The following is a 24,232-nucleotide window of genomic DNA, read 5'->3' as shown; positions in this document are numbered from 1 at the left end:
TTGAGGCGCTGAAACATCCCCGCTAAAGTCGCGCCAACCGCGCCGTTGTTCTGGCGCAAGGTGAGCGAATCAATGAGCAGGGAAGAGACAAGCAACAAGGGCGCCGCGTGGGTGTCGGCAGTCGGCGTGGCCGCCCTGACCACCGCCTGTGGCGGTGGCGGCAAAAAACCCAACGATCCGAAGAACAATGCGCAGGGGCTGACACCCCAGTGCGCGGCCCAGCCGGCGCAGGCAGCAGCCACACCGGTCAACCCCGCGGGCCCGTTGCCCGCTCCCACTTATGAGATGGCTTCGCGCTTCCTGGCGCAAATCGGCCTCGGCGCCACCATCCCTGACGTCAAGCAAATTGTCGAAACCGATCGCAACTACACCATCTGGCTGAACGCGCGATTGAACGACCCGTTGCCGGGCCCCACGGTTTTTGATTGGGCCAAGGAGAAGGGCTTCGCTGGCGAAGGCAACTTTGGCACCGACCGTGGCGTCGACAACGCCTTGTGGTCGCGCCTGTTGGGGCGGCCCGATGTGGTGCGCCAGCGCATGGCATTGGCCTGGTCACAGATCTTCGTGGTGTCGTCCAGCAACATGGCCACGCCTTGGGGCCAGTTCGCCGCCATGGCCTATTGGGACATCCTTGAAGCCCAGGGCCTGGGCAATTTCAGAACCCTGCTCAAAGCCATCACGCTGTCGACCGCCATGGGTGTGTACCTGAACATGCGTGGCAGCCGCAAGGCCGACGCAGTCACCCAGCGCCAACCCGACGAAAACTACGCGCGTGAAATCCTGCAGCTGTTCACCATCGGGCTCAACCAGTTGCGCCCCGATGGCAGCGAGGTGCTGAACAGCTCGGGCAAGCCCGTTCCCAACTACAGCAACGAGGACATCAGCGGCCTCGCCTCGGTGTTCACCGGGTGGGATTTCGACCGCTTCAGCGAAGCGGTGCCAGACCACCTGGCCCGCCCCATGATTCACAACTCAGCCGATTTTTCAGAAGGCAGCAAATCTTTCCTGGGTGCCACGATTGGTGCCGACAAGAATGGTGAGCAAGCGCTGGACGCGGCGCTGGATGTCATCTTTCAGCACCCCAATGTGCCGCCCTTCATCAGCCGGCGCCTGATCCAGCAACTGGTGACCAGCAACCCCAGCCCGGCGTACATCGCGCGGGTCTCCGGCATTTTTGCCAACAACGGCCTGGGTGTGCGCGGTGACATCAAGGCCGTGATCCGGGCCATCGTTCTGGACCCGGAGGCGCGGCCGCCGCTGACCAGCACTGCCGGCCTCGTCTACCACGGCAAGCTGCGCGAACCGGTTTTGCGCCTGGTTCATTGGGCCAGGTTGTTCGATGTGCAATCCACCGATGGCAAATGGTTGGTGCCCAACCTGGCCACCACGACCGCCCTGGGCCAAAGCCCCTTGCGCGCGCCTTCGGTCTTCAACTTCTACCGGCCTGGCTACGTGCCGCCCAACAGCGAGTTGACATGCCAGGGCATGGTCGCCCCCGAGTTCCAGATCACCGACGATGCCACGGTGATCGCCTACGCCAATTTCATGCAAACGGTGATCGGGTTTGGCGCCGACCAGGTCGAGCCCAACTACGATCGCATCAGGCTGCCTAGGTCGCTCATGAACTGGGATGACCTGGCCGCGACGCCCGTGGAACTCGTGGCCTGGCTCAACACCGCCTTGACCGGTGGTGCCCTCTTGCCCGAGAACATCACCATGATCCTCAGCGCCGTCGAGTCGATCACCCAGTTGGACGCGGCCATCCACCCCGTGGACACACCGACCGGCTCGCACTTTGTCACGGGCCGCCGCGCACGCGTTCTGATCGCCGTCTACCTGATCTTGTGCAGCCCGGATTTCCTGGTTCAGCGCTGAGGATTGAGCACCACCATGTCACGCCACGATTCAAGCCGCCGGGCTTTCCTGCGCCGCACAGGCGCCCTGTCCATGATGGGCGCCGCCGCACCTTGGGCCGCCAGCCTGGCCACCATGGCCGAAGCCGCCGCGGCCACTTCGGGCAATGACGACTACAAGGCCCTGGTCTGCGTTTTCCTGAATGGCGGCAATGACCACGGCAACACCGTGATCCCTTGCGATGCCAGCAGCTACCTGGCCTACGCCAACGCCCGCCAGAACCTGGCGCGCACAGAGGCCGAGCTGGTGAACACCAAGCTGAACCCAAGCAGCGGCCTGCCCTCGGGCCGCGAGGTGGCGTTCCCGCCCGAGTGGGCGCCCTTGAAGCGGTTGTTTGAGCAGCAGCGGCTGGGCATGCTGCTCAACATCGGGCCCTTGCTGCAACCCACCACCCTGGATGATTTCCGCAAGAACGTTCAACTGCCACCGCAGCTGTTCTCGCACAACGACCAGCAGGCCGTGTGGCAGTCCTACCAGCCCGAAGGCGGCACTGTGGGTTGGGGCGGCCGCGTGGGCGACCTGATGCTGTCGTCCAACAACACGGGCAAAGCCGCTTTCACCTGCGTGAACGTGGCCGGCAATGCCGTGTACCTGGCGGGCGATACCGTGGTGCCTTATGCGGTGGCGCCCGATGGCCCGGCCCCCTTGTTGGCCAGCCGATCGTCGGGCCTGTTTGGCTCCAGCCGCGCGTCTGAAGTATTCCAGTCTTTGGTCACCCGGCAAGACCACCCCGTGCTGCTGGCCCGCACGCACGCGGCCATCATGAAACGCGCCGTGGCCGGCCAGCACACCTTGAGCGAGGCTTTGCTCACGGCCCCTGGCAACCTGCCCTCGATGTTCACCACCTCGGTGGATGGCAAACCCCGCCGCCTGGCCCAGCAGTTGTTGATGGTGGCGCGCACCATCGCGGCGCGCCAGGCTCTGGGCCTCAAGCGCCAGGTGTTTTTCGTGTCCCTGGGCGGCTTTGATTTGCACGATCGCCTGATGTTGGATCATCCCAGGCTGATGGAACAGGTGGCGCAGGCGCTGGCCTCGTTCGACGAGGCGATGCGCTCATTGGGCGTGGACCGCCAGGTGACCACCTTCACGGCCAGCGATTTTGGACGCACCCTGACCAGCAATGGCGATGGCTCTGACCACGGTTGGGGCGGGCACCACCTGGTGATGGGTGGCGCGGTGGCAGGCGGGCGCCTGTATGGCACCTTGCCTGAGCCTGGCCTGGGTGGGAACGATCAAGTCGGACAAGGCAGGTTGCTGCCTTCGCTGTCCGTGGATCAACTGGCCGCAGAACTCGGCCGGTGGATGGGCGTCTCATCCAGCAACCTTGAACTGGTGGCCCCGCGCTACAAACGCTTCGGCGCAAGCGAGCTGGGTGGTTTGTTCGCGGCCACGGCTTGAGCGCATCCATTTTTGGCGCGCTACTTGCAAGTAATTTCGGTCGTCAGATTTCAGACCGGGAAAGGCAGCGCCATGGTAACCACGCACCACGAACGGGCCAGCATCGAGCTTTTGACGGTCTATCAGGTCAGCAAGATCCTGGGGTCTTCGCTCGACATTTTCAAGACCTTCCGAGAAGCCCTCAACGTCATGGTCTCCATGATGGGGTGGCGACGGGCGATCGTGAACCTGCAAACCGAGGACGGCTCCCTGCAGGGCATGTGCGCCGTGGGGCTCTCCCGGGAGGAATCCGCCAAGCTGGTCTTTGCCGTGGGAGAAGGCATCGTGGGGCGGGTTTTCGCCAGCGGCTTGCCCATGGTCGTGCCCGACATCCAGGCCGAACCACTTTTCCTGAACCGAAGCGGTGCCGCCGATCAATCGCCCAATGACCCGATAGCCTACATCGCCACGCCCATCAAGGCAGACCGCCGCACTTTGGGCGTGTTGACCATGGACAGGCTGGTCACCGACCGCTCCGGGGTCTTTGACGAAGACTTGCGGCTGTTGTCGATGGTCGCCACGCTGATGGGCCAGAACTTGTTGCTGCACCGCAGTGTCAGCGCAGAGCAGGGGCGCCTGTACGAGGAAAGCCGGCGGCTGTCAAAAGCCATCAAGCCGGTTTACAAACTGGAGACGGCCATTGGTGGATCACCCCGAATGCAGGAGGTCTTCGCCGAGGTGCACCAGGCGGCACCCACCAAGACCACCGTTTTGCTGCGCGGAGAAAGCGGCACCGGCAAAGAGGTGGTGGCCCGCGCCGTGCACAACCTGTCACCCCGCAAGGACGAGCCCTTTGTGCGGGTCAACTGCGCTGCGCTGACTGAATCGCTGCTGGAGTCGGAGCTGTTCGGCCACGAGAAAGGCGCCTTCACCGGTGCCATGAACACGCGCAAGGGGCGCTTCGAGATGGCCCACGGCGGCACCCTGTTCCTGGATGAGATCGGCGACATCTCCGCCGGGTTCCAGGCCAAGCTGCTGCGAGTGCTGCAAGAGCGTGAGTTCGAGCGGGTGGGCGGCACCACCTCCATCCGCGTGGACGTGCGCATGGTGCTGGCCACCAACCGCAACCTTGAAAAAATGGTGGCCGCAGGCGAGTTCCGGGCCGACTTGTATTACCGGATCAACGTGGTCAGCATCTTCCTGCCCCCTCTGCGCGAGCGCCGTGAAGACATCCCCTTGATGGTGGAACACTTCCTGGCGCGATTCAACCGCGAGAACAACCGCAAGGTCAAAGTGACCCCACGCGCCATGAAGGTGCTGAGCAGTTGCTACTGGCCAGGCAATGTCCGCGAGCTGGAGAACTGTGTTGAGCGCACGGCCACCATGGCCCAGAATGAAGACCTGACCGACCTGAGCTTTCCCTGCCATGACAACCGCTGCCTGACGCAGGTGCTGCACCACGTGGATCGCGAGGACGCCGTCAAACCCGGTCGCCCCATCGGCATCCCCATCACCGAAGTGCCGCTGCGTCCTGCCATGCCCGCCAAACCTGCGGACCACCATGAGGGGGATGACGATCACAGCCTTGCGGCCACCTCGTCCTCGTCTGACGACAAGCCCGATGGCGAGCGTGAACGCCTGATCTGGGCCATGGAAAAGTGTGGATGGGTGCAGGCCAAGGCGGCACGCCTGCTCAACATCACGCCACGCCAGATGGGCTACGCGCTGCAAAAGCACGACATCGAAGTGCGTAAGTTCTAGCGCCTGCTGCTAGGCAAAGCACAGGGGCTGGTCTTCGCATTGTTCGCAATGCGGTGACTTGCAGATGAGCACATCGGCGCGCTCGCACAGCATGCGGTAAAGGAACTTCTTCCACCGCATGTCCTTGTGGTTGAGGGCCTTCAAGGACGTGAAGTGCTCCTGCATCAGGGCGCCCAGTTGCGCGCGGTTGCCCAGCCCCAGGTCTTCCCACAGGTGGTTGGGGCCCATGCAGGCTTCGGCCACCGCCTGGGCCAGGTGCCGGGCCAGTACCCCCGGGTGAGTCGCGTGCTCCGTGAGCAGCACGACCAGGTCAGCAACCTCGTCGTGAACTGCGAGCTTGGGGATCAGCATGTCGTTCATGGTGGCGTCCTCTTGCGTCTCTGGCGTGCACTGACATGCCAGGTGCGGCGCAAGAGCTGTGCCACGCACATGCGCCCTCCAGCACACGCCCTCCTGTCGGCTTTGTCAGAGATCTGACAGGGTCTTGCGACAAGGCATGTTTCAAAGCCTTCAAGCCATGCCTTGCAAACCTGGGCACATGGGCTAAGTCATTGATTTTCAATTGCTTTCAAAGTGGCACGGAACTGGCAATGCTGGCTTGGCAACGAGCCTCAACTCTTGGACGGGGAACACCACATGGACGCACCGCAACTCGCGACGAAAGCCTTCATCGGCATCGGTCAAATCCGGCCCTTGGGCGCCGCCATCACGCCTGAACCTTCGGGCGGCTGTGGCACCACCGGCGGTGAAGGCAAGGCCAGTTGCGGATCATCTGGCGGCCCCGATGACATGCCGCAGGAAATCTGGGACAAGGTCAAGAACCACCCCTGCTACTCGGAAGAAGCCCACCACCACTATGCCCGCATGCACGTGGCCGTGGCGCCAGCGTGCAACATCCAATGCAACTACTGCAATCGCAAATATGATTGCAGCAACGAGTCCCGCCCCGGCGTCGTCTCGCAAAAGCTCACGCCTGAGCAGGCGGTCAAGAAGGTGCTGGCCGTGGCCAGTGAGATCCCGCAGATGACGGTGCTGGGCGTGGCGGGCCCCGGCGATTCATTGGCCAACCCCAAGAAGACCTTCGACACCTTCCGCATGCTGCAGGAAACGGCGCCGGACATCAAGCTGTGCATCTCGACCAATGGCCTGGCCCTGCCCGACCTGGTGGATGAAATCTGCCAATACAACATCGACCACGTCACCATCACCATCAACATGGTGGACCCGGCCGTGGGCGAGAAGATCTACCCCTGGATTTTCTGGCAGCACAAGCGCGTCACCGGCTACGAGGCCGCCAAGATCCTGCACGAGCGCCAGATGCTGGGCCTGGAGATGCTGACCGCGCGCGGCGTGCTCACCAAGATCAACTCGGTGCTGATCCCCGGCATCAACGACGAGCACCTGATCGAGGTGAACCGCGAAGTCAAGAAGCGCGGCGCCTTCCTGCACAACATCATGCCGCTGATCTCGGAAGCCGAGCACGGCACGGTGTTCGGCCTGACCGGCCAACGCGGGCCGACCGCGCAAGAACTCAAGGCCGTGCAAGACGCCTGCATGGGCGGCGCGAACCTGATGCGCCATTGCAGGCAATGCCGCGCTGATGCGGTCGGTTTGCTGGGCGAAGACCGCAGTGAAGAGTTCACGCTCGACAAGATCGAAGAGATGGAGATCGTGTACGACCTGGACAAGCGGCGCGACTACCAGGACAAGGTGGAAACCGAACGCCAAGCCCAGCACGCTGCCAAGCAAGAGGCCCTGAGCGCCCAGGTGGAACGCGCCGGTGTCGATCCCGACATGAAGGTGCTGGTGGCCGTGGCCACCGAGGGGCACGGCCGCGTGAACCTGCACTTTGGCCATGCCACCGAGTTCCAGATCTTCGAGGTGTCGGCCGCCGAGGCCCTGTTCGTGGGGCATCGCCGGGTGGACCTGTACTGTCAGGGTGGCTTTGGTGAAGACGAGCAGTTGCCCTCCATCGTCAAGGCCATCAATGACTGCCACGCCGTGCTGGTGGCCAAGATCGGCGCCTGCCCGCGTGACGAGCTCAAGGCTGCGGGCATCGAGCCTGTGGATGCCTATGCCCACGAGTTCATCGAAAAAGCCGCCCTGAGCTGGTTTGCCGACTACGCCGACCGGCTGGCACGAGGCGACATCACCCACCAGCCACGGGGCGATGCCTCCATCCGCCAGGGGGCCTACACCTCTGAAGCAGCGGCCTGACCGCCCCGTCCTGCACCAACCTGTTGAACGAAGGAGAACCACCATGGCCTTGAAGATCATCGCCTCCACCTGCACAGGCTGCTCCGCCTGCGAACCCGAATGCCCCAACGTCGCCATCCGCGAAAAGGGCGGGACCTTCATCATCGATCCGGCCAAGTGCACGGAATGCGAAGGTCAGTTTGATGCGCCCCAATGCCTGGCCGTGTGCCCGGTGGATGGCTGCATCGTCAACGCTTGAAAAGGACAGACATGACCATCAACATGACCGTGACCCAGGCCGCCGAACGCTTCATCAAGCGCATGGTGAAGTTCTCGGGCCTGCCCGCCACCGCTGGATTTCGCCTCACGGTGAGCCCTGGCGGCTGCTCGGGCTACAGCAGCGAGTTCACCGTGGAAGCAACACCGCTCGACGGCGACAAGGCCTTTGACATCAACGGCGTAACGGTGTTCCTGCCCGCGCAAAGCCGCCTGATGCTGGACGGCGTGACCGTGGACTTCGCCGACACCCCTACGCAATCGGGCCTGACCTTCTTCAACCCCAACGCCGGAGCCTGTGGCTGCAGCAGCAGTGACAGCAGCACCGCCAGCAGCGCGGCCACGCCACCTTCGGTGTCCAAGATCGAGATCAGCTCGATCCGCTCGTCCATGCCTCGTCCCGTGAACTGAAGCCTTGGGGAACACGCCATGCACCACCACCCCTCATCCCCGCACGACGCCGGCTTCGACAGCGCCGTGCTGGGGGGTGGCTTGCCCGCCGAAGTGGAAGGCCTGATCACGCAAGCCGGACTGGTCCGCAGTGACCGCGCCCAGGCCGAGCCTTTGCTGCAAAAGGCGCGGGAACTGGCACCATCGCACCCGGCCACGCTGATCGCGATGTACCGCTTTCACTTCTACGGGCACCGCCTGAAGGAGGCCCGCTCAGTCGCGCAGGAATCACTGAGCATCGCGCGGTCCGCCCTGGGCCAGGATGTCAACGTCACTGACGAGCAAGCCCGTTTCGACGCGGCCACCCGCTTTTACCTGTTCGCCCTGAAGGCCTATGCCTACCTGAGCTTGCGCCTGGGCGACACCGACACCGCGCGCAACACCTTGGCGGAACTGCGCCAACTTGATCCTCAGGATCGGGTGGGCGGCGGCGTGCTGACCCACGTGCTGGCCCGAGCCGAAGCCCTTGACTTGAGCGACGACGACTTCAGCGCCCCCATTGCGCACCGGGGCTGGAGCACGCCATGATGGACCTGGTCTCCAATGACATCGAATCGGTGGACTGGCAGGGCATGCCCGTCGCCTGCCAGGCTTGCCACTACCAGAGCCTACTGGCTGAGGCTCGGTGCGAGCCTGGCCGCGCCTGCGTTCAAGACCGCTACGCCCGCCGCATCGACCGCTTCTTCAACTGGAACCCGCAGCTGGCCAACGAGTTGCTGACCCACCCCTACTTCGAGGTGCGCGCCATCGCCGTTCGCTACGCCGATGTGTTTCGCCTGACCGACCTGATCCACGACCCGGACGAAACGGTGCGCCTGCAACTGGCCTTGCGCCTGCCGCAACGCGCCTTGATGAATCTGCGCGACGACCCGCACCGCGAAGTGCGCATCCGCGTGGCTCATCGCCTGGACATGAGCGCCCTGCCCTCCATGCGGCAAGACCCGGACTACTACGTTCGGCAGCTGGTGGCGCGGCGTTTGCCCCAGGCACTGCTGCCTTCAATGATGAGCGACCCGCAAAGCGATGTGCGCCAGGAGGTGGCGCAGCGCCTGGAGATGCCCGCCCTGCTGCGCATGGCCGACGACCGGGCCAGCGAAGTGCGCCGCATCGTGGCCCGGCGTCTGCCCGTGCCCTTGCTGAGCCGCCTGGCACATGACACCGACCTGATGGTTCGTTGGGAAGTCGCGCAACGGGCAGACCGGCACCTGCTCATCATGATGATCAAGGACCCCGACGACGACATCCGCGCCGTGGCGCGTCAGCGCCTGATGCCTGACCGCACGGCCACCTCACTGGGAGCGCAGCATGGGTGACATCAACCGCGACGACAACCTGATTGAAGTGGCCGATCCGCCGCGCTTTGGCTTTGGCGAGCGCGTGGTCAGCCGCACCATCATCCGCAACGACGGCACCTTCAATGGCAAGGACATTGGCGAGGTGCTGGTGCGCAAAGGCGATGTGGGCTACGTGTGCTCCATCGGCACCTTCCTGCAGCAGTTCTACATCTACGCCGTGGAGTTCACCGACCACGGCTACCGCGTCGGCATGCGCGCCAAGGAACTGATGACGCTGGACAAGCTGCCCGACGAGATCCTGGCCCAGCTGGGCGAACGTGCCGATGAACTCAAACAACTGCGATGAGGTCCCCCATGATGATCGAACCCCGTGAGCCCCAATACCAATGGGGACAGCAAGTGGTCGCGCTGGTCGACCTGGTCAACGATGGCACCCACCCCGACCATGCGCCAGACGCGGTCCTGGCCAGCATGGGCAGCGAAGGCGAGATCGTTCAGGTGGGCCGACACGTCGAGGCCAACCAGCCGGTCTACATGGTCGAGTTCGACGGCCTGGTCGTCGGTTGCCTGGAAGAAGAGATCCTGCTGTGCCAGGAGCTGGACCAGATGCTGGCGGAATCGCGGGGCCAGTTGCGCCTGTTGCACGGTTGACGAGCGAGTGCCTCCATGAACACCCTGGCCGCCCCCATGCCCGCCATGCAGGCCGTCGTCCACGACATGGACCGCGTGCGCATCGAGCGTGCCTTGCGGCAGCGGGTGCGCTACCGCTATGTGCAGCCCCAGGTGGAACGGGCGCCCAGCGCGCCGGGCTGGGTCGTCAGCAGCCCCTGCTGCTCGCGCAACATCGACCCCTCTGGTGGTGTGATCTCGATCGCCTGGCTCGAACCGGCGGAAGGCATGTGGTCGCTTTACTTTCGCGACCACGTGCATGACCGTTGGGTTCTGCATGACGAGTGCCACCACCTCCAGCCGCTGCTGGACGAGGTCTGCCTGGACCCCACCCGGGTATTTTGGCCATGAACACCGACCACATCTACCTGGACAACAACGCCACCACGTCGCCAATGGCGGAAGTGATGGGCGCAGTGGCACAGGGACTGGTCCGGCATTGGGCCAACCCCTCATCGACTCACGCCATGGGCCAGGAGGCCCGGCAGGCCTTGACACAGGCCCGCACGCAGCTGGCACGGATGCTGGGGTGCAAACCGGCTGAAGTGGTGTTCACCAGCGGTGCCACCGAGTCCAACCACATCGCCTTGCGCGGGGCCGTGGGCTTCAATGGCCGACAGGGCCTGGTCCTCAGCGCGGCCGAGCACGCGGGCGTGCAGAAGCTGGCGCGGCACCTGGCCCAGCGCCAACACGTGAATCTGGGCTGGATCGGGCTGACGCCCCAAGGCACGCTGGACATGGCGCAGGCGCGCGAGTTGGTCACGCCGCACGTGGCCCTGGTGTCCATCATGGCGGCCAACAATGAAACCGGCGTGTTGATGCCGATTGGCGAGATGGCCCGGCTGGCCCACGCGCAAGGCGCCATGCTGCACGTGGATACCACCCAATTGATCGGCAAGCTCCCCTTTGACTTCGACAAGTCCGGGGCCGACCTGGTCTCCTTGTCGGCCCACAAGTTCCACGGCCCCAAGGGGGTCGGCGCCCTGATCGTGCGTCAAGGCCTGAACTGGCCGGCCCTGTACCAAGGCTCGCAGGAACGCGCCAGGCGGGGCGGCACCGAGAACCTGCCCGGCATCCTGGGCCTGGCCGCCGCCGCCGAACGACTGACCATGGCGCCGCAGGCCTGGTTCCACCACATGGCCTCGCAAACGCGCCTGCGGGATCAACTGGAGCAGGGGCTCCTCAGCCGCTTGCCCGGCACCGTGGTCTTTGGTGGCGAGGCCACCCGCCTGCCCAACACCAGCTACCTGCGCTTTGGCCACCTGCACGCCGACGTGGTGCTTCAACGCCTGGAACGCCTCGGGATCATGGCCTCGTCCGGGGCCGCCTGTTCCGCCAGTGGCAACGAACCCTCGTTCGTGCTGAGCGCCATGGGCATCCCCCGAGAAGAGGCCCTGTGCGCCATCCGCTTTTCCTTGTCGACACAAACCACCTCGGCGCAGATCCAGATGGTGCTTGACCGCCTGCCCGCCGAACTGGCCCCACTGATGGCCGAGCAGGCCGCCGCCGCAGGCCACCCCGCATTTCCCTCAGGAGCATTTGCATGAAGATCATGATTCGCAAGGCACCCAACGGTGTGACGTCGGTGTACGTGCCCAAGAAAGACCTGGAGGAACCCATCGTGTCGATGGAGCACCCCGGCATGTGGGGTGGCTTGGTCACGCTGGCCAATGGCTGGCAACTGGCCCTGCCCGACATGCCCGAGGGCACCACCTTGCCGATCACCGTGGAAGCACGCCGCACCACGACCGGCGAAGAAGTCTGAGGCCACCACCATGGCCATCACGCCTGATCAACTCAAGGAGGCCGGGCAGATCCTGGGCTCCGCAACCACGGTGCGGGCGGCCGCTGCGGTCATCCGGGAGCGCTTTGCGCCCGCGCACGCCCTGGTGCTGGACGCCTTCGACATGCGCAGCGAGTCGCCCGCGCTGCAAGTGCAGAACCGCGCGCTCTACCTCATGGCCACCGATGGTCACTGCTGGTCGGTCACCGCCCTGCCCGAACGCGCATCGGCCTTTGTGCTCACGCAAGACTGAACGAAAGAGCCCACGCCATGGACGCCCCCGACGACTGGATTGCCCTGTCCGACCCCGACATCACCGGCGATGAGCTGGAGGCCGTGGTCATGGCCCTGCGCAGCGGCCAGCTGTCCGCCGGCCCGGCGGTCAACGAGTTTGAAAGTGCCTTTGCGCAATGGGTGGGCCGGTCGCATGGCGCGGCCGTGGGCAGCGGCACCCTGGGCGCCTGCCTGGCCCTCAAGGTCATGGGCATTGGCCCGGGCGATGAAGTCATCACCGCCGCCTATGCCTGGCACCAGGTCGCCCATGCCATCTCCCTGGTGGGCGCCACGCCCGTGCTGGCCGACATCGACTATTGGTCGGGCTGCATCGACCCGGTCAAAGCTGCCGACAAGGTCGGCCCCCGCACCCGCGCCATCCTGGCCTCCAACGTCAACGGCCACCCTGCCGACTGGCAAGCCCTGCGCGAACTGGCCACCCGGCACGACCTCAAGCTGATCGAGGACAGCACCGAAGCGGTGGGCTCACGCTACCAGGGCCGCCGCGTGGGCAGCTTCGGCGATGTGTCGATCTTCGACTTCTCGCAGCCCTCGGCCCTGTGCTGCGGGCAAGGGGGCATGGTGCTGACCGACGACCCCGCCCTGGCCAGTGAACTGGGCTACCTACGAGAACGCCGCTTGAGTGATCGCAACTCGGTGTCGGTGGGCAGCCGCGTGCCTTGGCAAGCCAGCATGAGCGACCTGGATGCCGCCCTGGGTCTGGCGCAATTGCAGCGCATTGACGAGATCCTGCTCAAGCGCAAGCAGGTCGAAGGCTGGTACCACACGCAGATGCAAAGCTTCGAAGGCATCAAGCCGCCCTACCTGGCCGAACACATCGACGAGGTCCACTGGATGCTCTACAAGATCCACCTGGGCAAGCGCTTCACCGGCAGCGCGCGCAACCAGATCATCGAAGACATGGACTCGAACTCGGTCCAGTCGGCGATCTACTGCGTGCCGCTGCATCAGCAGTTTCACTACCAGCAACTGGGCTGGCACCGCGGGCTGCTGCCCAACACCGAGCGCATCGGTGACCGATCCCTCACCCTGCCCTTTCACACCCACCTGGACGAAGACGAGGTCAGCTACATCGTCAAGACGCTCAAGGACGCCTCGGTCAACGTCGGGGCTGGGGCCGCCATCTACTGAGCTCATTGGAGTTGCACATGACCATGACCGACGCCCCCGTGGCGGTGACCGCCCCGCCTTGGCTCGCCGAGCTGAGCAATGGCCTCAAGAAGGGCCGCATCGTGCCCTACCTGGGCCCGCGCATTCTGGAGCTGATCCCCGATGCCCCGGTGCCCGCCACCCCCGAGGCCCTGGTGGCGCTGCTGGTGGCCAAGGCCACCGTGCCCCACAAGATCCGCAACCGCCTGACCCAGGCCGCGCAGTTCATCGAGAACTTCAAGCACCGCAAGAGCGTGGTCAGCCTGATGAACGAGGCCTTTGCCCAGCCCGCCGTCCCCAGCGCCTTTCACCTGTGGCTGGCCAAGGTGGCGCCCCCACTGGTGGTGGAAAGCTGGTACGACGACACCCTGACCACGGCCTATGCACAGACGCACCCGGCCGCCGACTGGGGCCAGGTGCAAGGCCTGGCGCAGTCCGAGCACTTTGGCACCTGGACAGCTTTCTACGATGCCCTGGGGCAGCTGGCTGAAAGCTGCCCGCCCGAATGGAAGTCGCTCGTGTACCGGCCCATCGGCGGCCACGCGCCCGCCGGCAACTACCTGGTGTCCGACTCGGACTATGTGGAAGTGCTGACCGAGATCGACATCCAGACGCCCATCCCGGCCGAGGTGCAGCAACTGCGCACCGGGCGCGGCTTCCTGTTCCTGGGCTGCCGCTTCAATGACCAGCTCACGCGCAGCTTTGCCCGCCAGATCATGAAGCGCTCCAGCGACCGCCACTGGGCCGTCCTGCCCGACGAGCCCACGCGCATGGAAGTGCGCTTCCTGGAAGAAAACAACGTCACCCGCATCGCCCAACCCCTGGCCGAGGTGGCGGCGTTGTTGACCGCGGCCTGAGGGCCACCCCTGACCTTTTCAAACTGGAGAACGACATGACCACGCTGACCATCCTGCCCGCCGGCATCACCTTCGACGCCCCCGCAGGCACCACCCTGCTGCAGGCCATCAAGGACGCGGGCGCCGCCATCATCAGCAAGTGCGGTGGCAAGGGCGAATGCGGCGCCTGCCACCTGTATGTGCAGGAAGGCCGCAAGAGCCTGTCCAAAGTGCAGCGCAAAGAGAACGAAGCCCTGGACGCCATCGTGGGCGTCAGCTCCAAGTCGCGGCTGGCCTGCCAGACCCTGCTTGGCGAAGAGCCCGTGACCATCGAACTGCTCAGCTTCGTCTGAGCGACGCGTGGAGGCCCATGCCATGATCGACGTCGCGATTGTCGGCGCGGGCCTCACGGGTTTGGCCCTGGCGCGCTCGTTGCAAGCTCAGGGCCTGCGTGTGGCGATGTTCGAAGCGCGAGACCGCGTGGGCGGGCGCATCCTCACCGATGCCTCGGCAGGGTCGGGTGCCCGTGTGGACCTGGGTGCCAGCTGGTACTGGCCCGACACCGAGCCCCGCATGGCCGCGCTGGTCGAGTCCCTGGCCCTCAAGTCCTTTGCTCAGCCAGACCAGGGCCACGTGCTGTCGCTGGCCGACCCTGCCCGCGCACCCGACGTGCTGGACGTGCAAGGCATCCATGGCGGTGCGCGCCGCCTGTCCGGGGGCATGGGCCAGCTGACTCAGTCACTGCATGAACAGTTGCTGGAGGGCATCGTCAAGCTGGACCATCGACTGGTGGCGGTCCACGATGCCCAAGACCACGTCGAGTTGCACTTTGCCCGCGTGGAGAGTGGCGTCCAGCACGTTGAACGGGTGGCGGCGCGTCGCGTGGTCCTGACCCTGCCACCGCGCCTGTTGGCCCAATTGGTTCGCTTTCAGCCAGCGCTGTCGCCATCCACAACCCAGGCCTTGACCACCGTGCCGACCTGGATGGCGCGCGAGGCCAAGGCGGTGGCCCGCTTTGAACGCCCTTTCTGGCATGCGCAAGGACAATCAGGCAGCGCCTTTGTCAGCCATCCTCAAGCCGTGCTGCGCGAAGTCTGGGATGCCAGCGACGAACAAGGCGCCGCGCTGGTCGGCTTTTGCGCCATGGCCCCGGACACCCGGCGACCCTTCGAACGCAGCCTGCCCTTGCTCACCTCCAGCCAGTTCACCCAATTGTTCGGCCCCGAAGCGCATGCCGACTCGGTGTTGGTGAAGGACTGGAGCCTGGATACCTGGACCTGCAGCGAACTGGACCGCAGCGACGCCGAACCCATGCCCCCGCAGGCCGACCCGCTGCTGCGTCGGCCGCACTGGTCCGGCCGCCTGCTCTTTGGGGGCACCGAAACCGCGCGTCACGCGGCCGGCCACATGGAAGGCGCCCTCGAATCAGCCGCCCGCCTGGCCGACTTCCTGCGCCCACGTCGACAGACTGACCCGTTCACCCACCAGCCCCTTGAAGGCGACGCCCTGCTGAGCTTCCAGGCCTGGGTTGAGCAAGAGCGCCAGGGAACCATGCCTCGCTACCGGCAGCATTTGAACCAGATGCTGGCCCGCCAGGACCGCGACCGCGTCACTCAACGCGCCTTGCTGGCCACGGTGGAGCAAACCTACACCCGCGCCTTGGAGCAACTGGCCGCTTTGGAAGTGGGCTGGGGCGTGAACCATGCGGCGGTCCCCTCGGGCCGCAGCGAGCTGACACCGCGAGTTCTGTCGCCCTTCAGCGGTTTCAGCAAGAGCCTGGTGAATGACGCCCTGGCCTTCAATGCCAGCTCCTGCGCCTTGTCGAATTTCGACACGGAACACCGGCCCGATGCCGACTACCTCCAGGCCATCACGGTGGACCTGGCCGCCGCCTGGCGCGAGTTTGCCTGGGCCACCAATGACCTGCTGTGCTCGCGCAGCAGGCCTTCCCCTGAATGAAGGAGCCCCACCATGTACGGCGCAGCCTTGCTCAAAACCATCAACGACGCTGGCCTGGCGGTGATGATCCTCACCGAAGGCCTGGAAGATTTCGAGCTGTTGGCCTCGCGGCTGACCCGCGCCGAAGTGACGCGACAGTTGCGCCTGCTGATCCAGACGACCGAATGCCTTCCCCAGGAACTGATGCAAGGCATGCCCGAGATCGACTGGCGCGGACTGACGGCCGCAGGCGTGGCGCTGTCAGGCCGCGCGGGCCCAGCGCTGGACGACGCCTTGATGTTCGCCATCCGCTCGCTGGTGCCCGCCACCCTGATGTGGCTGAGGGTCTACCAACAGCAGCAGCCTGGTTGGTTTCGGATGGTGCCAGCGATGGCCAGTCAGTGACGGGTGGCACGCCCAGACGCTGCACGCGCTTGATGCAGCGCAAATCGAAGCAGGAGAACTGGCGCACATGCCAGACCATTCGATCAAAATGCAGCATGAACCAAGCCCCCAGCTTTTTGAACCACGCCACCCGCCACGTGCTCTTCACCGGCAAGGGTGGTGTCGGTAAAACGTCGCTGGCCACCGCCACGGCACTGGCCCTGGCAGACTCCGGCCAACGCGTTTTGCTGGTTAGCACCGACGCCGCGTCGAACCTCGACGAAATGCTGGGCATCGAATTGCACAACACCCCCACCGCCGTGCCGGGTGCGCCAGGTTTGTCGGTCTTGAACATTGACCCCGACAATGCCGCGCAAGCCTACCGCCAGCGTGTCATCGCTCAAATGGACGCCGGCGCCAGCCCTGCTGAACTCGCCACCGTGCGCGAACAACTGTCCGGGGCCTGCACCACCGAGATCGCCTCGTTCGATGAGTTCGCCGCCCTCTTCTCGGACGGCGCTCAGCACTTTGACCACATCGTGTTTGACACGGCCCCCACCGGCCACACCTTGCGGCTGCTCAGCCTGCCCAAAGCCTGGAGTGGCTTCCTGAGCGGCAACGACCGAGGCGCCTCCTGCCTGGGACCGCATTCGGGCCTGAAGATGCAGGAGGCGCGCTTCAAGGCGGCCCTGGAGGCCCTGAGCGATCCGGCCAGAACCACCGTGGTCCTTGTCACCCGGGCCGACAAAGGCGCCATGGCCGAGGCGGCCCGCACCTCGGACGAGCTGCGCGAGCTGGGCCTGAACAACCAGCGCCTCGCCATCAACGGGGTGTTCCATGCCAGCGACCACACCGACCTGGTGGCCAACGCCATCGAAGCATTGGAGCAGCAGGCACTGGCGGACATGCCCACCTCGCTGCGCGCCTTGCCTCAGGACCAGGTACCCCTGCGGGCCTTCGACACCGTCGGCCTGCCCGCCTTGCGCGCCCTGCTCTCGCCAGCAGATGCCATCATCAACGCGGGCATGGCCGTGGCCGAACCCGCCCAGCCCGCCGAGCCCCTGCAAGGCCTGGACGCCTTGGCCGACAAACTGGCCGCGAGCCCGCACGGCCTGATCATGGTCATGGGCAAAGGCGGCGTCGGCAAAACCACGGTAGCCGCGGCATTGGCCTTGGGTCTGGTCCAGCGCGGCAAGTCCGTGCACCTGAGCACCACGGATCCTGCGGCCCACCTGACGGGCACCCTCGCAGGCGAGGTGGCCGGCTTGCGTGTGGACCGGATCGACCCCAAGGTCGAAACGCAGCGCTACATCGACCGGATCATGGCGGCCAAGTCACCCAAGCTTGATGCGCAGGAACAGGCCCTGTTGCTGGAAGATCTCCAATCCCCTTGCACGGAGGAAGTCGCCGTCTTCCATGCATTCTCACGCACCGTCAGTGAAGCACGCAGTGCCTTCGTCGTGCTGGACACGGCCCCCACCGGGCACTCCCTGCTGCTGATGGACGCCACCGGGGCCTACCACCGGCAGATGACGCGGGAGTTCGAAGGTCGCGGCACCAGCCATGTGATCACGCCACTGATGCGGCTGCAAGATGCGGCCTACACCAAGATCATTCTGGTGACCTTGCCCGAAGCCACCCCCGTGTCGCAGGCCTCGGCCTTGCAAGACGATCTGCGCCGCGCCGGCATCGAGCCTCACGCCTGGGTGCTCAACAAGAGCGTTCTGGCAGCGGGTACCCACGACCCCTTGCTGGCCGCGCGGCTGGCCGGTGAGCGCCGGCAGATGGAGCGCATGTCCGCCGGCCTGGCCAAGCGGATCTTCACGGTGCCCTGGTTGATCTGCCCGCCAATAGGCCTGGTCGAACTGTCCAAGCTGGTTCACAAGCCCTAAGGGTAGGCTGCCGGACGCCCCCTCGTTGCTGGCCGCCCACCTGCACATTTGGGCGGTATCGGCTGACCAATGAATGGACGACCACCTAAGACGCCAACCCAGAGTGACGGCGCTCAGGCCGTCACCGGCGTGTCCAGCACCGCGTTGAGCGTCAAGCTCACGTTGTTCTTCGTGGCATCCACGTAAGGGCAGATGCCCTTGGCGCGCTCGATCAGGTTGTCGGCCGTGGCCTGGTCCAGTGGCCCGGCCATGTGCACTGTCAGGCTCAAGGCCATGCGGTAGGCGTCTTCAAACGTGATGAACATCGACAAGGCGGCTTCCACATAACAGCCTTTGAGCGGAAGGTGGCCCTTCTTGGCGATGTGCCTGACGGACTGTTCAAAGCAAGCGCCAAACGCCCCCGCAAACAGTTGCTCCGGGTTGGGCCCATCGCCCTTGCCCCCCATGGCTGCGGGCACGGCCAGCTTGAGCTTGAAGCTGCCATCATCGCTCTGGATGGTGCCAGTGCGACCGCCTTGGGTCAGCATCTGGGCTTTGTAGACAAGGTCCATGGAAGTCTCCGGTCAAACGTGGATGGGGTGGCCCGCCTGGCACCACGCTTCCCAGTCGCCAATCAGGTCGCAGACCTGCACAAAGCCAAAGTCCGCGAACATCTCGGCATAGGTCTGGCTGGCATGGCCGTGGTAGCAGTGGATGAAGACCGGGCGGTCCTTGGCTTGGCTCAGCAGCAAGCCTTCGTGGTTGCGGCCGTCAAGCCGCAAGCTGCCCAACAGGCGGCCTTGCGCGTGGTGGTGGGCCTGCCGGGCATCCAGCACCAGGGCCTGGGGATGCGCCTGCAGCCAAGCCAGGGCTTGTGGCGCGGCCAGGCGTTGAAAGCGACGTCGGCCGGTCATGTTTGTCAGCTTCGAGACAGCTTGGACCGCTCGGCCTGGCTGTAGTTGCTGAAATGCCCTTCCGCGGCCGCGCGCTGGCGGCCACTCTGAATGATGGCGGCACTGCGCCCTGGCGCCTGCGGTGCGCTGACGCACTTGGCCACGGCGGTGGAACCACATTGAGGGCAAGCAGGGATGGTTGTGCTGCGCACCAGCAGCTCGAAGCGCTTGTCGCAAGCAGGGCATTGGTAGTCGTAGAGCGGCATGGCGGGCTGGTCGGCAAAGCGACAGGGTTCAAGGATTGACAGCCTCGTTTGCAAGATCGATGCCTTGCCAAATGGCCGACAAACCCGACAAAAATCACAAGGCTTTGTCGCGCATCGCTCAGGCCATCCACGCCCACCATCAGCCGATTTATTCATACAAATCAACAACTTGATCAAAGCTGAACAGGTGGCACCCAAGTTGCATAGAGACCCTTGAGTCCAGCATTGAACGCACAGCCCAAGGAGCCCTTTCATGACCAAGTTGACCGTGCCGCCCAACCGCCCTGTGTACCTGGACTATGCCGCGACCACCCCCGTGGACCAGCGGGTGGCGGCCAAGATGATCCCCTACCTGTGTGAACGTTTTGGCAACCCGGCCAGCCGCTCCCACGCCTACGGTTGGGCCGCCGAAGAAGCCGTCGAGCTGGCCCGTGAACAAGTGGCCTTGCTCATTGGCGCCGACCCGCGCGAGCTGGTCTGGACCTCGGGTGCCACGGAGAGCAACAACCTGGCCATCAAGGGCGCCGCCCAGTTTCACCAGGCCAAGGGACGCCACCTGATCACTGTGGCCACCGAACACAAAGCCGTGCTGGACACCATGCGTGAGATGGAACGCGCGGGCTGGGAGGTCACCGTGCTGCCCGTGCTGGACACCGGCCTGGTCGACCTCGATCGGTTCAAGCAAGCCATCCGCCCCGACACCGTGCTGGCCTCCGTCATGTTCGTCAACAACGAAACCGGTGTCATCCAGGATGTGCAAGCCCTGGGCCAGATCTGCCGCAGCCAAGGCGTGCTCTTCCATGTGGATGCGGCGCAAGCCACCGGCAAGGTCCACATCGACCTGAGCACCATGCCCATCGACCTGATGTCCATGTCGGCCCACAAGACCTATGGCCCCAAGGGCATCGGCGCGCTCTATGTGCGGCGCAAACCCCGCGTGCGCATCGAAGCGCAAATGCATGGTGGTGGCCACGAGCGCGGCATGCGCTCTGGCACCTTGCCCACGCACCAGATCGTGGGCATGGGCGAAGCCTTTCACCTGGCAGCGCGCGAGATGGGCCCCGAGCTGGAACGCATCCGCAGCCTGCGCGACCACCTGTGGGCAGGCCTGTCACGCATCGACCATGTGCAGATCAATGGCGACTTCGAACGCCGCACGCCGCACCACCTCAACGTCAGCTTCAACTATGTCGAAGGCGAGTCGTTGCTGATGGGCATGAAAGACATCGCCGTGTCCTCGGGCTCGGCCTGCACCTCGGCCAGCCTGGAGCCCAGCTATGTGCTGCGCGCCATGGGCCGCACCGACGAGCTGGCCCACAGCTCGGTGCGCTTCACCATCGGCCGCTACACCACGCTGGACGAGATCGACTTCGTCATCGCACGCGTGTCCGACGTGGTGGCCAAGCTGCGCGACATGAGCCCGCTGTGTGACATGGTCCAGGCCGGCGTCGACCTCAACAGCATCCAGTGGGCAGCGCACTGATTGCCCCATCCCCAACCGCACCCGGAGAAACCACATGGCCTACAGCGACAAGGTGATTGAGCACTACGAAAACCCCCGCAACGTCGGTTCGTTCGCCGCCGACGAAGAAGGCGTGGCCACCGGCATGGTGGGCGCCCCGGCCTGCGGCGACGTGATGAAGCTTCAGATCAAGGTGAACCCCGTCACCGGCGTGATCGAAGACGCCCGCTTCAAGACCTATGGCTGCGGCTCGGCCATCGCGTCCAGCTCGCTGGTGACCGAGTGGGTGCGCGGCAAGACGCTGGACCAGGCCTTGTCCATCAAGAACACGGCCATTGCCGAAGAGCTGGCCTTGCCGCCCGTGAAGATCCATTGCTCCATCCTGGCCGAGGACGCCATCAAGGCGGCCGTGGCCGATTACCAGGCCAAGCGCGCCGTGTCTGACCAGCCCATCTGCCACCCCAACTGACCACCAACGCCAAGGAGTCTACAAATGGAAAACGCATTGATCGCCACCACCGTCGCCGACATGGCGCCCCCCGCACCCCTGAACTTCAGCACCGCTGCGGCCGCCAAGGTGAGCGAGCTGATCGTGGAAGAAGGCAACCCCAACCTGAAACTGCGCCTGTACGTCACCGGCGGCGGCTGCTCGGGCTTCTCGTACGGCTTCGCCTTTGACGACCAGCTCAGCGACGACGACACCCGCATCGACAAGGACGGCGTGTCGCTGGTGGTGGACGCCATGAGCCTGCAATACCTGATTGGCGCCGACATCGACTACGAAGACGGCCTGGAAGGCTCGCGCTTCGTGATCCACAACCCCAATGCGCAGACCACCTGCGGTTGCGGCAGTTCCTTCTCCATGTGAGGTGAGCCATGTCCATCACCATGACCGAGGCTGCGGCCCGACACGTGCAGAAGTCCTTGAGCAAGCGGGGCAAAGGCGTGGGCCTGCGCCTGGCGGTCAAGACCAGTGGTTGCTCGGGGCTGGCTTATGCCATCGAGTTCGCCGACGAGGCCTTGCCCGAAGACCTGTCCTTTGAAAGCCATGGCCTGCAATTGCTGGTGAACGCCAACAGCTTGCCTTTCCTGGAAGGCACGCAGCTGGACTTTGTGCGCGAAGGCCTCAACGAGGGCTTCAAGTTCAACAACCCGAACGCCAAGGCCGAATGCGGTTGCGGCGAAAGCTTCGCGGTCTGACCCATCATGGCACTGCTTCAAATCGCCGAACCCGGTCAAAGCGCCGCGCCGCACCAACACAAGCTGGCGGCCGGCATCGACCTGGGCACCACCAACTCCCTCATCGCCAGCGTGCAAAGTGCCCTGCCCCGCGCCCTGGCCGATGAGGCGGGCCGGGTGCTCTTGCCTTCGGTGGTGCGGTATGAAGCCGTGTTCCAGTCGCCCCCGGTGGTGGGCTTCGAAGCCCTGCATGCCCAGGCCCACGACCCGCTCAACACCATCGCTTCGGTCAAGCGCCTGATGGGGCGCGGCATGGCCGATGTGCTCAAGACGGGCGCACCGTCCTACCGCCTGATCGACGAGCCCGGCATGGTCAGCATCGACACCGCCGCCGGCACCAAAAGCCCGGTCGAGGTCTCGGCCGACATCCTGCGCGCCCTCAAGGCCCGCGCCGAGGCCTCACTGGGCGGTGACCTGACCGGCGTGGTCATCACCGTGCCCGCCTACTTTGACGACGCCCAGCGCCAGGCCACCAAGGACGCGGCCCGCCTGGCCGGCTTGCACGTGCTGCGCCTGCTCAATGAACCCACGGCCGCCGCCATTGCCTATGGTCTGGACAAGGCCGCCGAAGGTGTCTTCGCCGTCTACGACCTGGGCGGTGGCACTTTCGACATCTCGGTGCTGCGCCTCTCGCGCGGCGTGTTCGAGGTGCTGTCCACCGGCGGCAACTCGGCCCTGGGGGGCGATGACTTCGACCGCGCCCTGGCCCTGTGGCTGGTTGGTCAAGCCCAATTGGACTGGGCCGCGCTGAACGCCAGCGAGCAACAGCACTGGCTGACCTCGGCCCGCGCCGCCAAGGAGGCCTTGTCCACCTATGACGCGGTCGATGTGGCGGGCATCACCTTGACGCGCGAGGTGTTCGCGCAGTGCACAGCCGCGCTGGTCAAGCGAACCTTGATCGCCACCAAGCGCGCCTTGAAGGACGCCGAACTGGGCATTGACGCCATCGACGGCGTGGTGCTGGTGGGTGGCTCCACCCGCATGCCTGTTGTCCGCGAGGCCGTGGCCCAGTATTTTCAAAAGCCGCCCCTGACCGACCTGAACCCCGACGAGGTCGTGGCGCTGGGCGCCGCCATGCAAGCCGATGCCCTGGTGGGCAATGGCCAGGCCGATGGCCAATGGCTGTTGCTCGATGTCTCGCCCCTGTCGCTGGGCTTGGAAACCATGGGCGGCCTGGTGGAAAAAATCATTCCCCGCAACTCGACCCTGCCCACATCCCGAGCGCAAGACTTCACCACCTTCAAGGACGGCCAGACCGTGATGTCGGTGCATGTGTTGCAAGGCGAGCGTGAAGGCGTCAACGACTGCCGCTCGCTGGCCCGCTTCGAGTTGCGCGGCATCCCGCCCATGGTGGCCGGGGCCGCCCGCATCCGCGTGACCTTCCAGATCGATGCCGATGGCCTCCTGTCGGTGTCGGCCACCGAACTGAGCAGCGGCGTGCTGGCCGAGATCCAGATCAAGCCCTCGTATGGTTTGAGCGATGAACAGATTGCCGCCATGCTGGCCGACAGCGTGGGCCGGGCGCAAGCGGACATGAAGCTGCGCATGCTGCGCGAGGCCCAGATCGATGCCCGCCGCCTGCTGGACGCCACCGAGTCGGCCCTGGCCGAAGACGGCCCGGCCTTGCTGTCACCCGCCGAGCGCCAGCACATCCTCGAAGCCATGAACCTGGTGGCCGAGCAACTGGAAACCGAGGCCGCCACCGAGGCCGTGAAGGCCGCCTGCCAGGCCCTGAACGTGGCCACCGGTCCCTTTGCCGCTCGCCGCATGGACGCCAGCATCCGGCAGGCCCTGACCGGCCGCGTTCTCGATTCCATCACCTGATTTTTCAAGGTCACTGCCATGCCTCTGGTCACAGTCCTGCCCCACGCCGAGCTGTGCCCCCAAGGCACGCAGTTCGAGATCAAACCCGGACGCACGCTGTGCGAGGGCCTGCTCAAACACGGCGTGGCCATCGAGCATGCCTGCGACATGGTGGCGGCCTGCTCCACCTGCCATGTGCTGGTCCGCGCTGGCGCCGACACCTTGTCCGAACCCGACGACGAAGAGAACGACCAGATGGACAACGCTTGGGGCGTGGAGCCCTGCTCGCGCCTGGCTTGCTGCGTCAGGGTCAAGGACGGCGACCTCACCGTCGAGCTGCCCAAGCACAGCCGCAACCACGCCCGCGAACGCTGAA

General features: G+C 65.0%; 30 protein-coding genes. 26 read left to right on the top strand and 4 right to left on the bottom strand.

The features are described from left to right. The first annotated feature begins 72 nt into the window (after window positions 1-72). The 3 genes from LQ232_RS07575 (at window position 73) to nifA (ending at window position 5,052) form a co-directional block, all read left to right on the top strand. Window positions 73-1,875, top strand: a complete 1,803-nt coding sequence (locus LQ232_RS07575; protein WP_230179648.1) for a DUF1800 family protein — start codon at window positions 73-75, stop codon at window positions 1,873-1,875. Between the two features lie 15 nt (window positions 1,876-1,890). Further along, a complete protein-coding gene (locus LQ232_RS07570) occupies window positions 1,891-3,312 on the top strand; it encodes a DUF1501 domain-containing protein (protein ID WP_230179647.1) in 1,422 nt (473 codons plus the stop codon). 72 nt (window positions 3,313-3,384) lie between these two features. Next, window positions 3,385-5,052 (top strand): nif-specific transcriptional activator NifA, encoded by a 1,668-nt coding sequence (gene nifA, locus LQ232_RS07565; protein WP_230179646.1) that lies wholly within the window; start codon window positions 3,385-3,387, stop codon window positions 5,050-5,052. Between the two features lie 9 nt (window positions 5,053-5,061). On the opposite strand, the gene LQ232_RS07560 is transcribed toward nifA, so the two are convergent. After that, window positions 5,062-5,481, bottom strand: a complete 420-nt coding sequence (locus LQ232_RS07560) for a nitrogen fixation protein NifQ (RefSeq protein ID WP_256450028.1) — start codon at window positions 5,479-5,481, stop codon at window positions 5,062-5,064. A gap of 207 nt (window positions 5,482-5,688) precedes the next feature. Here LQ232_RS07560 and nifB point away from each other — a divergent pair, with 207 nt between their 5' ends. The 17 genes from nifB to arsA all read left to right on the top strand — a co-directional run bounded on the left by nifB (window position 5,689) and on the right by arsA (window position 18,214). Further along, a complete protein-coding gene (nifB, locus tag LQ232_RS07555; RefSeq protein ID WP_230179644.1) occupies window positions 5,689-7,269 on the top strand; it encodes a nitrogenase cofactor biosynthesis protein NifB in 1,581 nt (526 codons plus the stop codon). 43 nt (window positions 7,270-7,312) lie between these two features. After that, window positions 7,313-7,507 (top strand): 4Fe-4S binding protein, encoded by a 195-nt coding sequence (locus LQ232_RS07550; RefSeq protein ID WP_230179643.1) that lies wholly within the window; start codon window positions 7,313-7,315, stop codon window positions 7,505-7,507. Window positions 7,508-7,518: 11 nt separating this feature from the next. Beyond that, window positions 7,519-7,935 (top strand): iron-sulfur cluster assembly accessory protein, encoded by a 417-nt coding sequence (locus LQ232_RS07545; RefSeq protein ID WP_230179642.1) that lies wholly within the window; start codon window positions 7,519-7,521, stop codon window positions 7,933-7,935. An 18-nt stretch (window positions 7,936-7,953) separates the two neighbouring features. Further along, window positions 7,954-8,502, top strand: a complete 549-nt coding sequence (locus LQ232_RS07540) for a M48 family metallopeptidase (RefSeq protein ID WP_230179641.1) — start codon at window positions 7,954-7,956, stop codon at window positions 8,500-8,502. Beyond that, on the top strand, window positions 8,499-9,287 hold the full coding sequence (locus LQ232_RS07535; RefSeq protein ID WP_230179640.1) for a 4Fe4S-binding leucine-rich repeat protein: 789 nt from the start codon (window positions 8,499-8,501) through the stop codon (window positions 9,285-9,287). Before LQ232_RS07540 ends, LQ232_RS07535 begins: the two co-directional genes overlap by 4 nt. Further along, on the top strand, window positions 9,280-9,615 hold the full coding sequence (locus LQ232_RS07530) for a nitrogen fixation protein NifZ (RefSeq protein ID WP_230179639.1): 336 nt from the start codon (window positions 9,280-9,282) through the stop codon (window positions 9,613-9,615). The genes LQ232_RS07535 and LQ232_RS07530 overlap by 8 nt, the downstream gene beginning before the upstream one ends. 8 nt (window positions 9,616-9,623) lie before the next feature. Next, the gene (locus tag LQ232_RS07525; protein ID WP_371820126.1) at window positions 9,624-9,920 is read left to right on the top strand and encodes a nitrogen fixation protein NifZ; all 297 of its coding nucleotides are present in this window, start codon (window positions 9,624-9,626) and stop codon (window positions 9,918-9,920) included. 15 nt (window positions 9,921-9,935) lie between these two features. After that, window positions 9,936-10,289, top strand: coding sequence for a DUF3024 domain-containing protein (locus LQ232_RS07520; RefSeq protein WP_230179638.1), 354 nt, complete (start codon window positions 9,936-9,938; stop codon window positions 10,287-10,289). After that, the gene (locus LQ232_RS07515; RefSeq protein ID WP_230179637.1) at window positions 10,286-11,485 is read left to right on the top strand and encodes a cysteine desulfurase family protein; all 1,200 of its coding nucleotides are present in this window, start codon (window positions 10,286-10,288) and stop codon (window positions 11,483-11,485) included. The genes LQ232_RS07520 and LQ232_RS07515 overlap by 4 nt, the downstream gene beginning before the upstream one ends. Continuing rightward, window positions 11,482-11,703, top strand: a complete 222-nt coding sequence (gene nifT, locus LQ232_RS07510) for a putative nitrogen fixation protein NifT (RefSeq protein ID WP_230179636.1) — start codon at window positions 11,482-11,484, stop codon at window positions 11,701-11,703. Before LQ232_RS07515 ends, nifT begins: the two co-directional genes overlap by 4 nt. Before the next feature lie 10 nt (window positions 11,704-11,713). Then, window positions 11,714-11,974, top strand: coding sequence for a hypothetical protein (locus tag LQ232_RS07505; RefSeq protein ID WP_230179635.1), 261 nt, complete (start codon window positions 11,714-11,716; stop codon window positions 11,972-11,974). A 17-nt stretch (window positions 11,975-11,991) separates the two neighbouring features. Further along, entirely contained in the window at window positions 11,992-13,146 is a 1,155-nt protein-coding gene (locus LQ232_RS07500) for a DegT/DnrJ/EryC1/StrS aminotransferase family protein (RefSeq protein ID WP_230179634.1), read from the top strand. A 17-nt stretch (window positions 13,147-13,163) separates the two neighbouring features. Further along, window positions 13,164-14,021: an SIR2 family protein gene (locus LQ232_RS07495; RefSeq protein WP_230179633.1), complete on the top strand. Its 858-nt coding sequence runs from the start codon at window positions 13,164-13,166 to the stop codon at window positions 14,019-14,021. Between the two features lie 35 nt (window positions 14,022-14,056). Further along, a complete protein-coding gene (locus tag LQ232_RS07490) occupies window positions 14,057-14,353 on the top strand; it encodes a 2Fe-2S iron-sulfur cluster binding domain-containing protein (RefSeq protein ID WP_230179632.1) in 297 nt (98 codons plus the stop codon). Between the two features lie 22 nt (window positions 14,354-14,375). After that, the gene (locus tag LQ232_RS07485) at window positions 14,376-15,959 is read left to right on the top strand and encodes an FAD-dependent oxidoreductase (RefSeq protein ID WP_230179631.1); all 1,584 of its coding nucleotides are present in this window, start codon (window positions 14,376-14,378) and stop codon (window positions 15,957-15,959) included. A gap of 12 nt (window positions 15,960-15,971) precedes the next feature. After that, complete coding sequence (locus LQ232_RS07480; RefSeq protein ID WP_230179630.1) at window positions 15,972-16,343, top strand: hypothetical protein; 372 nt, start codon at window positions 15,972-15,974, stop codon at window positions 16,341-16,343. Window positions 16,344-16,438: 95 nt separating this feature from the next. Then, window positions 16,439-18,214 carry an arsenical pump-driving ATPase gene (arsA, locus tag LQ232_RS07475; RefSeq protein ID WP_230179629.1) on the top strand — a complete coding sequence of 592 codons (1,776 nt, stop codon included), beginning with the start codon at window positions 16,439-16,441 and terminating at the stop codon, window positions 18,212-18,214. A 113-nt stretch (window positions 18,215-18,327) separates the two neighbouring features. Here the strand turns inward: arsA and LQ232_RS07470 are convergent, their stop codons facing one another. From LQ232_RS07470 to LQ232_RS07460, 3 genes are read right to left on the bottom strand one after another with little or no spacing between them, the layout of a single operon-like run. After that, on the bottom strand, window positions 18,328-18,765 hold the full coding sequence (locus LQ232_RS07470) for an Ohr family peroxiredoxin (RefSeq protein WP_230179628.1): 438 nt from the start codon (window positions 18,763-18,765) through the stop codon (window positions 18,328-18,330). Between the two features lie 12 nt (window positions 18,766-18,777). Beyond that, the gene (locus LQ232_RS07465) at window positions 18,778-19,107 is read right to left on the bottom strand and encodes a rhodanese-like domain-containing protein (RefSeq protein WP_230179627.1); all 330 of its coding nucleotides are present in this window, start codon (window positions 19,105-19,107) and stop codon (window positions 18,778-18,780) included. A gap of 5 nt (window positions 19,108-19,112) precedes the next feature. Then, complete coding sequence (locus LQ232_RS07460) at window positions 19,113-19,352, bottom strand: zinc ribbon domain-containing protein (protein WP_230179626.1); 240 nt, start codon at window positions 19,350-19,352, stop codon at window positions 19,113-19,115. 253 nt (window positions 19,353-19,605) lie between these two features. Between LQ232_RS07460 and LQ232_RS07455 the strand changes: the two genes are divergently transcribed. The 6 genes from LQ232_RS07455 to fdx are packed head-to-tail and all read left to right on the top strand — an operon-like array spanning window position 19,606 to window position 24,231. Then, entirely contained in the window at window positions 19,606-20,835 is a 1,230-nt protein-coding gene (locus LQ232_RS07455; RefSeq protein ID WP_230179625.1) for an IscS subfamily cysteine desulfurase, read from the top strand. Window positions 20,836-20,869: 34 nt separating this feature from the next. Then, window positions 20,870-21,283, top strand: coding sequence for a Fe-S cluster assembly scaffold IscU (iscU, locus tag LQ232_RS07450; protein ID WP_230179624.1), 414 nt, complete (start codon window positions 20,870-20,872; stop codon window positions 21,281-21,283). A 24-nt stretch (window positions 21,284-21,307) separates the two neighbouring features. Next, a complete protein-coding gene (gene erpA / locus LQ232_RS07445) occupies window positions 21,308-21,682 on the top strand; it encodes an iron-sulfur cluster insertion protein ErpA (RefSeq protein ID WP_230179623.1) in 375 nt (124 codons plus the stop codon). Window positions 21,683-21,690: 8 nt separating this feature from the next. Further along, window positions 21,691-22,014: an iron-sulfur cluster assembly protein IscA gene (iscA, locus tag LQ232_RS07440; RefSeq protein ID WP_230179622.1), complete on the top strand. Its 324-nt coding sequence runs from the start codon at window positions 21,691-21,693 to the stop codon at window positions 22,012-22,014. A 6-nt stretch (window positions 22,015-22,020) separates the two neighbouring features. Then, window positions 22,021-23,877 carry a Fe-S protein assembly chaperone HscA gene (gene hscA / locus LQ232_RS07435; RefSeq protein WP_230179621.1) on the top strand — a complete coding sequence of 619 codons (1,857 nt, stop codon included), beginning with the start codon at window positions 22,021-22,023 and terminating at the stop codon, window positions 23,875-23,877. A gap of 18 nt (window positions 23,878-23,895) precedes the next feature. Beyond that, a complete protein-coding gene (gene fdx / locus LQ232_RS07430) occupies window positions 23,896-24,231 on the top strand; it encodes an ISC system 2Fe-2S type ferredoxin (RefSeq protein WP_230179620.1) in 336 nt (111 codons plus the stop codon). Window position 24,232: the final 1 nt, after the last annotated feature.

The sequence above is a fragment of the Aquabacterium sp. CECT 9606 genome (genome assembly GCF_918741295.1).
In the GTDB taxonomy this organism is placed as follows: Bacteria; Pseudomonadota; Gammaproteobacteria; order Burkholderiales; family Burkholderiaceae_C; genus Aquabacterium.
The sequence above is the reverse complement of the archived record's forward strand: the minus strand, read 5'-3'. Positions and strand labels throughout refer to the sequence as shown.

Bases quoted from the DNA above. Each gene is read 5' to 3' on its own strand.
- LQ232_RS07575 (WP_230179648.1), top strand. From the start codon at position 73: ATGAGCAGGGAAGAGACAAGCAACAAGGGCGCCGCGTGGGTGTCGGCA.
- LQ232_RS07570 (WP_230179647.1), top strand. From the start codon at position 1,891: ATGTCACGCCACGATTCAAGCCGCCGGGCTTTCCTGCGCCGCACAGGC.
- nifA (WP_230179646.1), top strand. From the start codon at position 3,385: ATGGTAACCACGCACCACGAACGGGCCAGCATCGAGCTTTTGACGGTC.
- nifB (WP_230179644.1), top strand. From the start codon at position 5,689: ATGGACGCACCGCAACTCGCGACGAAAGCCTTCATCGGCATCGGTCAA.
- LQ232_RS07550 (WP_230179643.1), top strand. From the start codon at position 7,313: ATGGCCTTGAAGATCATCGCCTCCACCTGCACAGGCTGCTCCGCCTGC.
- LQ232_RS07545 (WP_230179642.1), top strand. From the start codon at position 7,519: ATGACCATCAACATGACCGTGACCCAGGCCGCCGAACGCTTCATCAAG.
- LQ232_RS07540 (WP_230179641.1), top strand. From the start codon at position 7,954: ATGCACCACCACCCCTCATCCCCGCACGACGCCGGCTTCGACAGCGCC.
- LQ232_RS07535 (WP_230179640.1), top strand. From the start codon at position 8,499: ATGATGGACCTGGTCTCCAATGACATCGAATCGGTGGACTGGCAGGGC.
- LQ232_RS07530 (WP_230179639.1), top strand. From the start codon at position 9,280: ATGGGTGACATCAACCGCGACGACAACCTGATTGAAGTGGCCGATCCG.
- LQ232_RS07525 (WP_371820126.1), top strand. From the start codon at position 9,624: ATGATGATCGAACCCCGTGAGCCCCAATACCAATGGGGACAGCAAGTG.
- LQ232_RS07520 (WP_230179638.1), top strand. From the start codon at position 9,936: ATGAACACCCTGGCCGCCCCCATGCCCGCCATGCAGGCCGTCGTCCAC.
- LQ232_RS07515 (WP_230179637.1), top strand. From the start codon at position 10,286: ATGAACACCGACCACATCTACCTGGACAACAACGCCACCACGTCGCCA.
- nifT (WP_230179636.1), top strand. From the start codon at position 11,482: ATGAAGATCATGATTCGCAAGGCACCCAACGGTGTGACGTCGGTGTAC.
- LQ232_RS07505 (WP_230179635.1), top strand. From the start codon at position 11,714: ATGGCCATCACGCCTGATCAACTCAAGGAGGCCGGGCAGATCCTGGGC.
- LQ232_RS07500 (WP_230179634.1), top strand. From the start codon at position 11,992: ATGGACGCCCCCGACGACTGGATTGCCCTGTCCGACCCCGACATCACC.
- LQ232_RS07495 (WP_230179633.1), top strand. From the start codon at position 13,164: ATGACCATGACCGACGCCCCCGTGGCGGTGACCGCCCCGCCTTGGCTC.
- LQ232_RS07490 (WP_230179632.1), top strand. From the start codon at position 14,057: ATGACCACGCTGACCATCCTGCCCGCCGGCATCACCTTCGACGCCCCC.
- LQ232_RS07485 (WP_230179631.1), top strand. From the start codon at position 14,376: ATGATCGACGTCGCGATTGTCGGCGCGGGCCTCACGGGTTTGGCCCTG.
- LQ232_RS07480 (WP_230179630.1), top strand. From the start codon at position 15,972: ATGTACGGCGCAGCCTTGCTCAAAACCATCAACGACGCTGGCCTGGCG.
- arsA (WP_230179629.1), top strand. From the start codon at position 16,439: ATGAACCAAGCCCCCAGCTTTTTGAACCACGCCACCCGCCACGTGCTC.
- LQ232_RS07470 (WP_230179628.1), bottom strand. From the start codon at position 18,765: ATGGACCTTGTCTACAAAGCCCAGATGCTGACCCAAGGCGGTCGCACT.
- LQ232_RS07465 (WP_230179627.1), bottom strand. From the start codon at position 19,107: ATGACCGGCCGACGTCGCTTTCAACGCCTGGCCGCGCCACAAGCCCTG.
- LQ232_RS07460 (WP_230179626.1), bottom strand. From the start codon at position 19,352: ATGCCGCTCTACGACTACCAATGCCCTGCTTGCGACAAGCGCTTCGAG.
- LQ232_RS07455 (WP_230179625.1), top strand. From the start codon at position 19,606: ATGACCAAGTTGACCGTGCCGCCCAACCGCCCTGTGTACCTGGACTAT.
- iscU (WP_230179624.1), top strand. From the start codon at position 20,870: ATGGCCTACAGCGACAAGGTGATTGAGCACTACGAAAACCCCCGCAAC.
- erpA (WP_230179623.1), top strand. From the start codon at position 21,308: ATGGAAAACGCATTGATCGCCACCACCGTCGCCGACATGGCGCCCCCC.
- iscA (WP_230179622.1), top strand. From the start codon at position 21,691: ATGTCCATCACCATGACCGAGGCTGCGGCCCGACACGTGCAGAAGTCC.
- hscA (WP_230179621.1), top strand. From the start codon at position 22,021: ATGGCACTGCTTCAAATCGCCGAACCCGGTCAAAGCGCCGCGCCGCAC.
- fdx (WP_230179620.1), top strand. From the start codon at position 23,896: ATGCCTCTGGTCACAGTCCTGCCCCACGCCGAGCTGTGCCCCCAAGGC.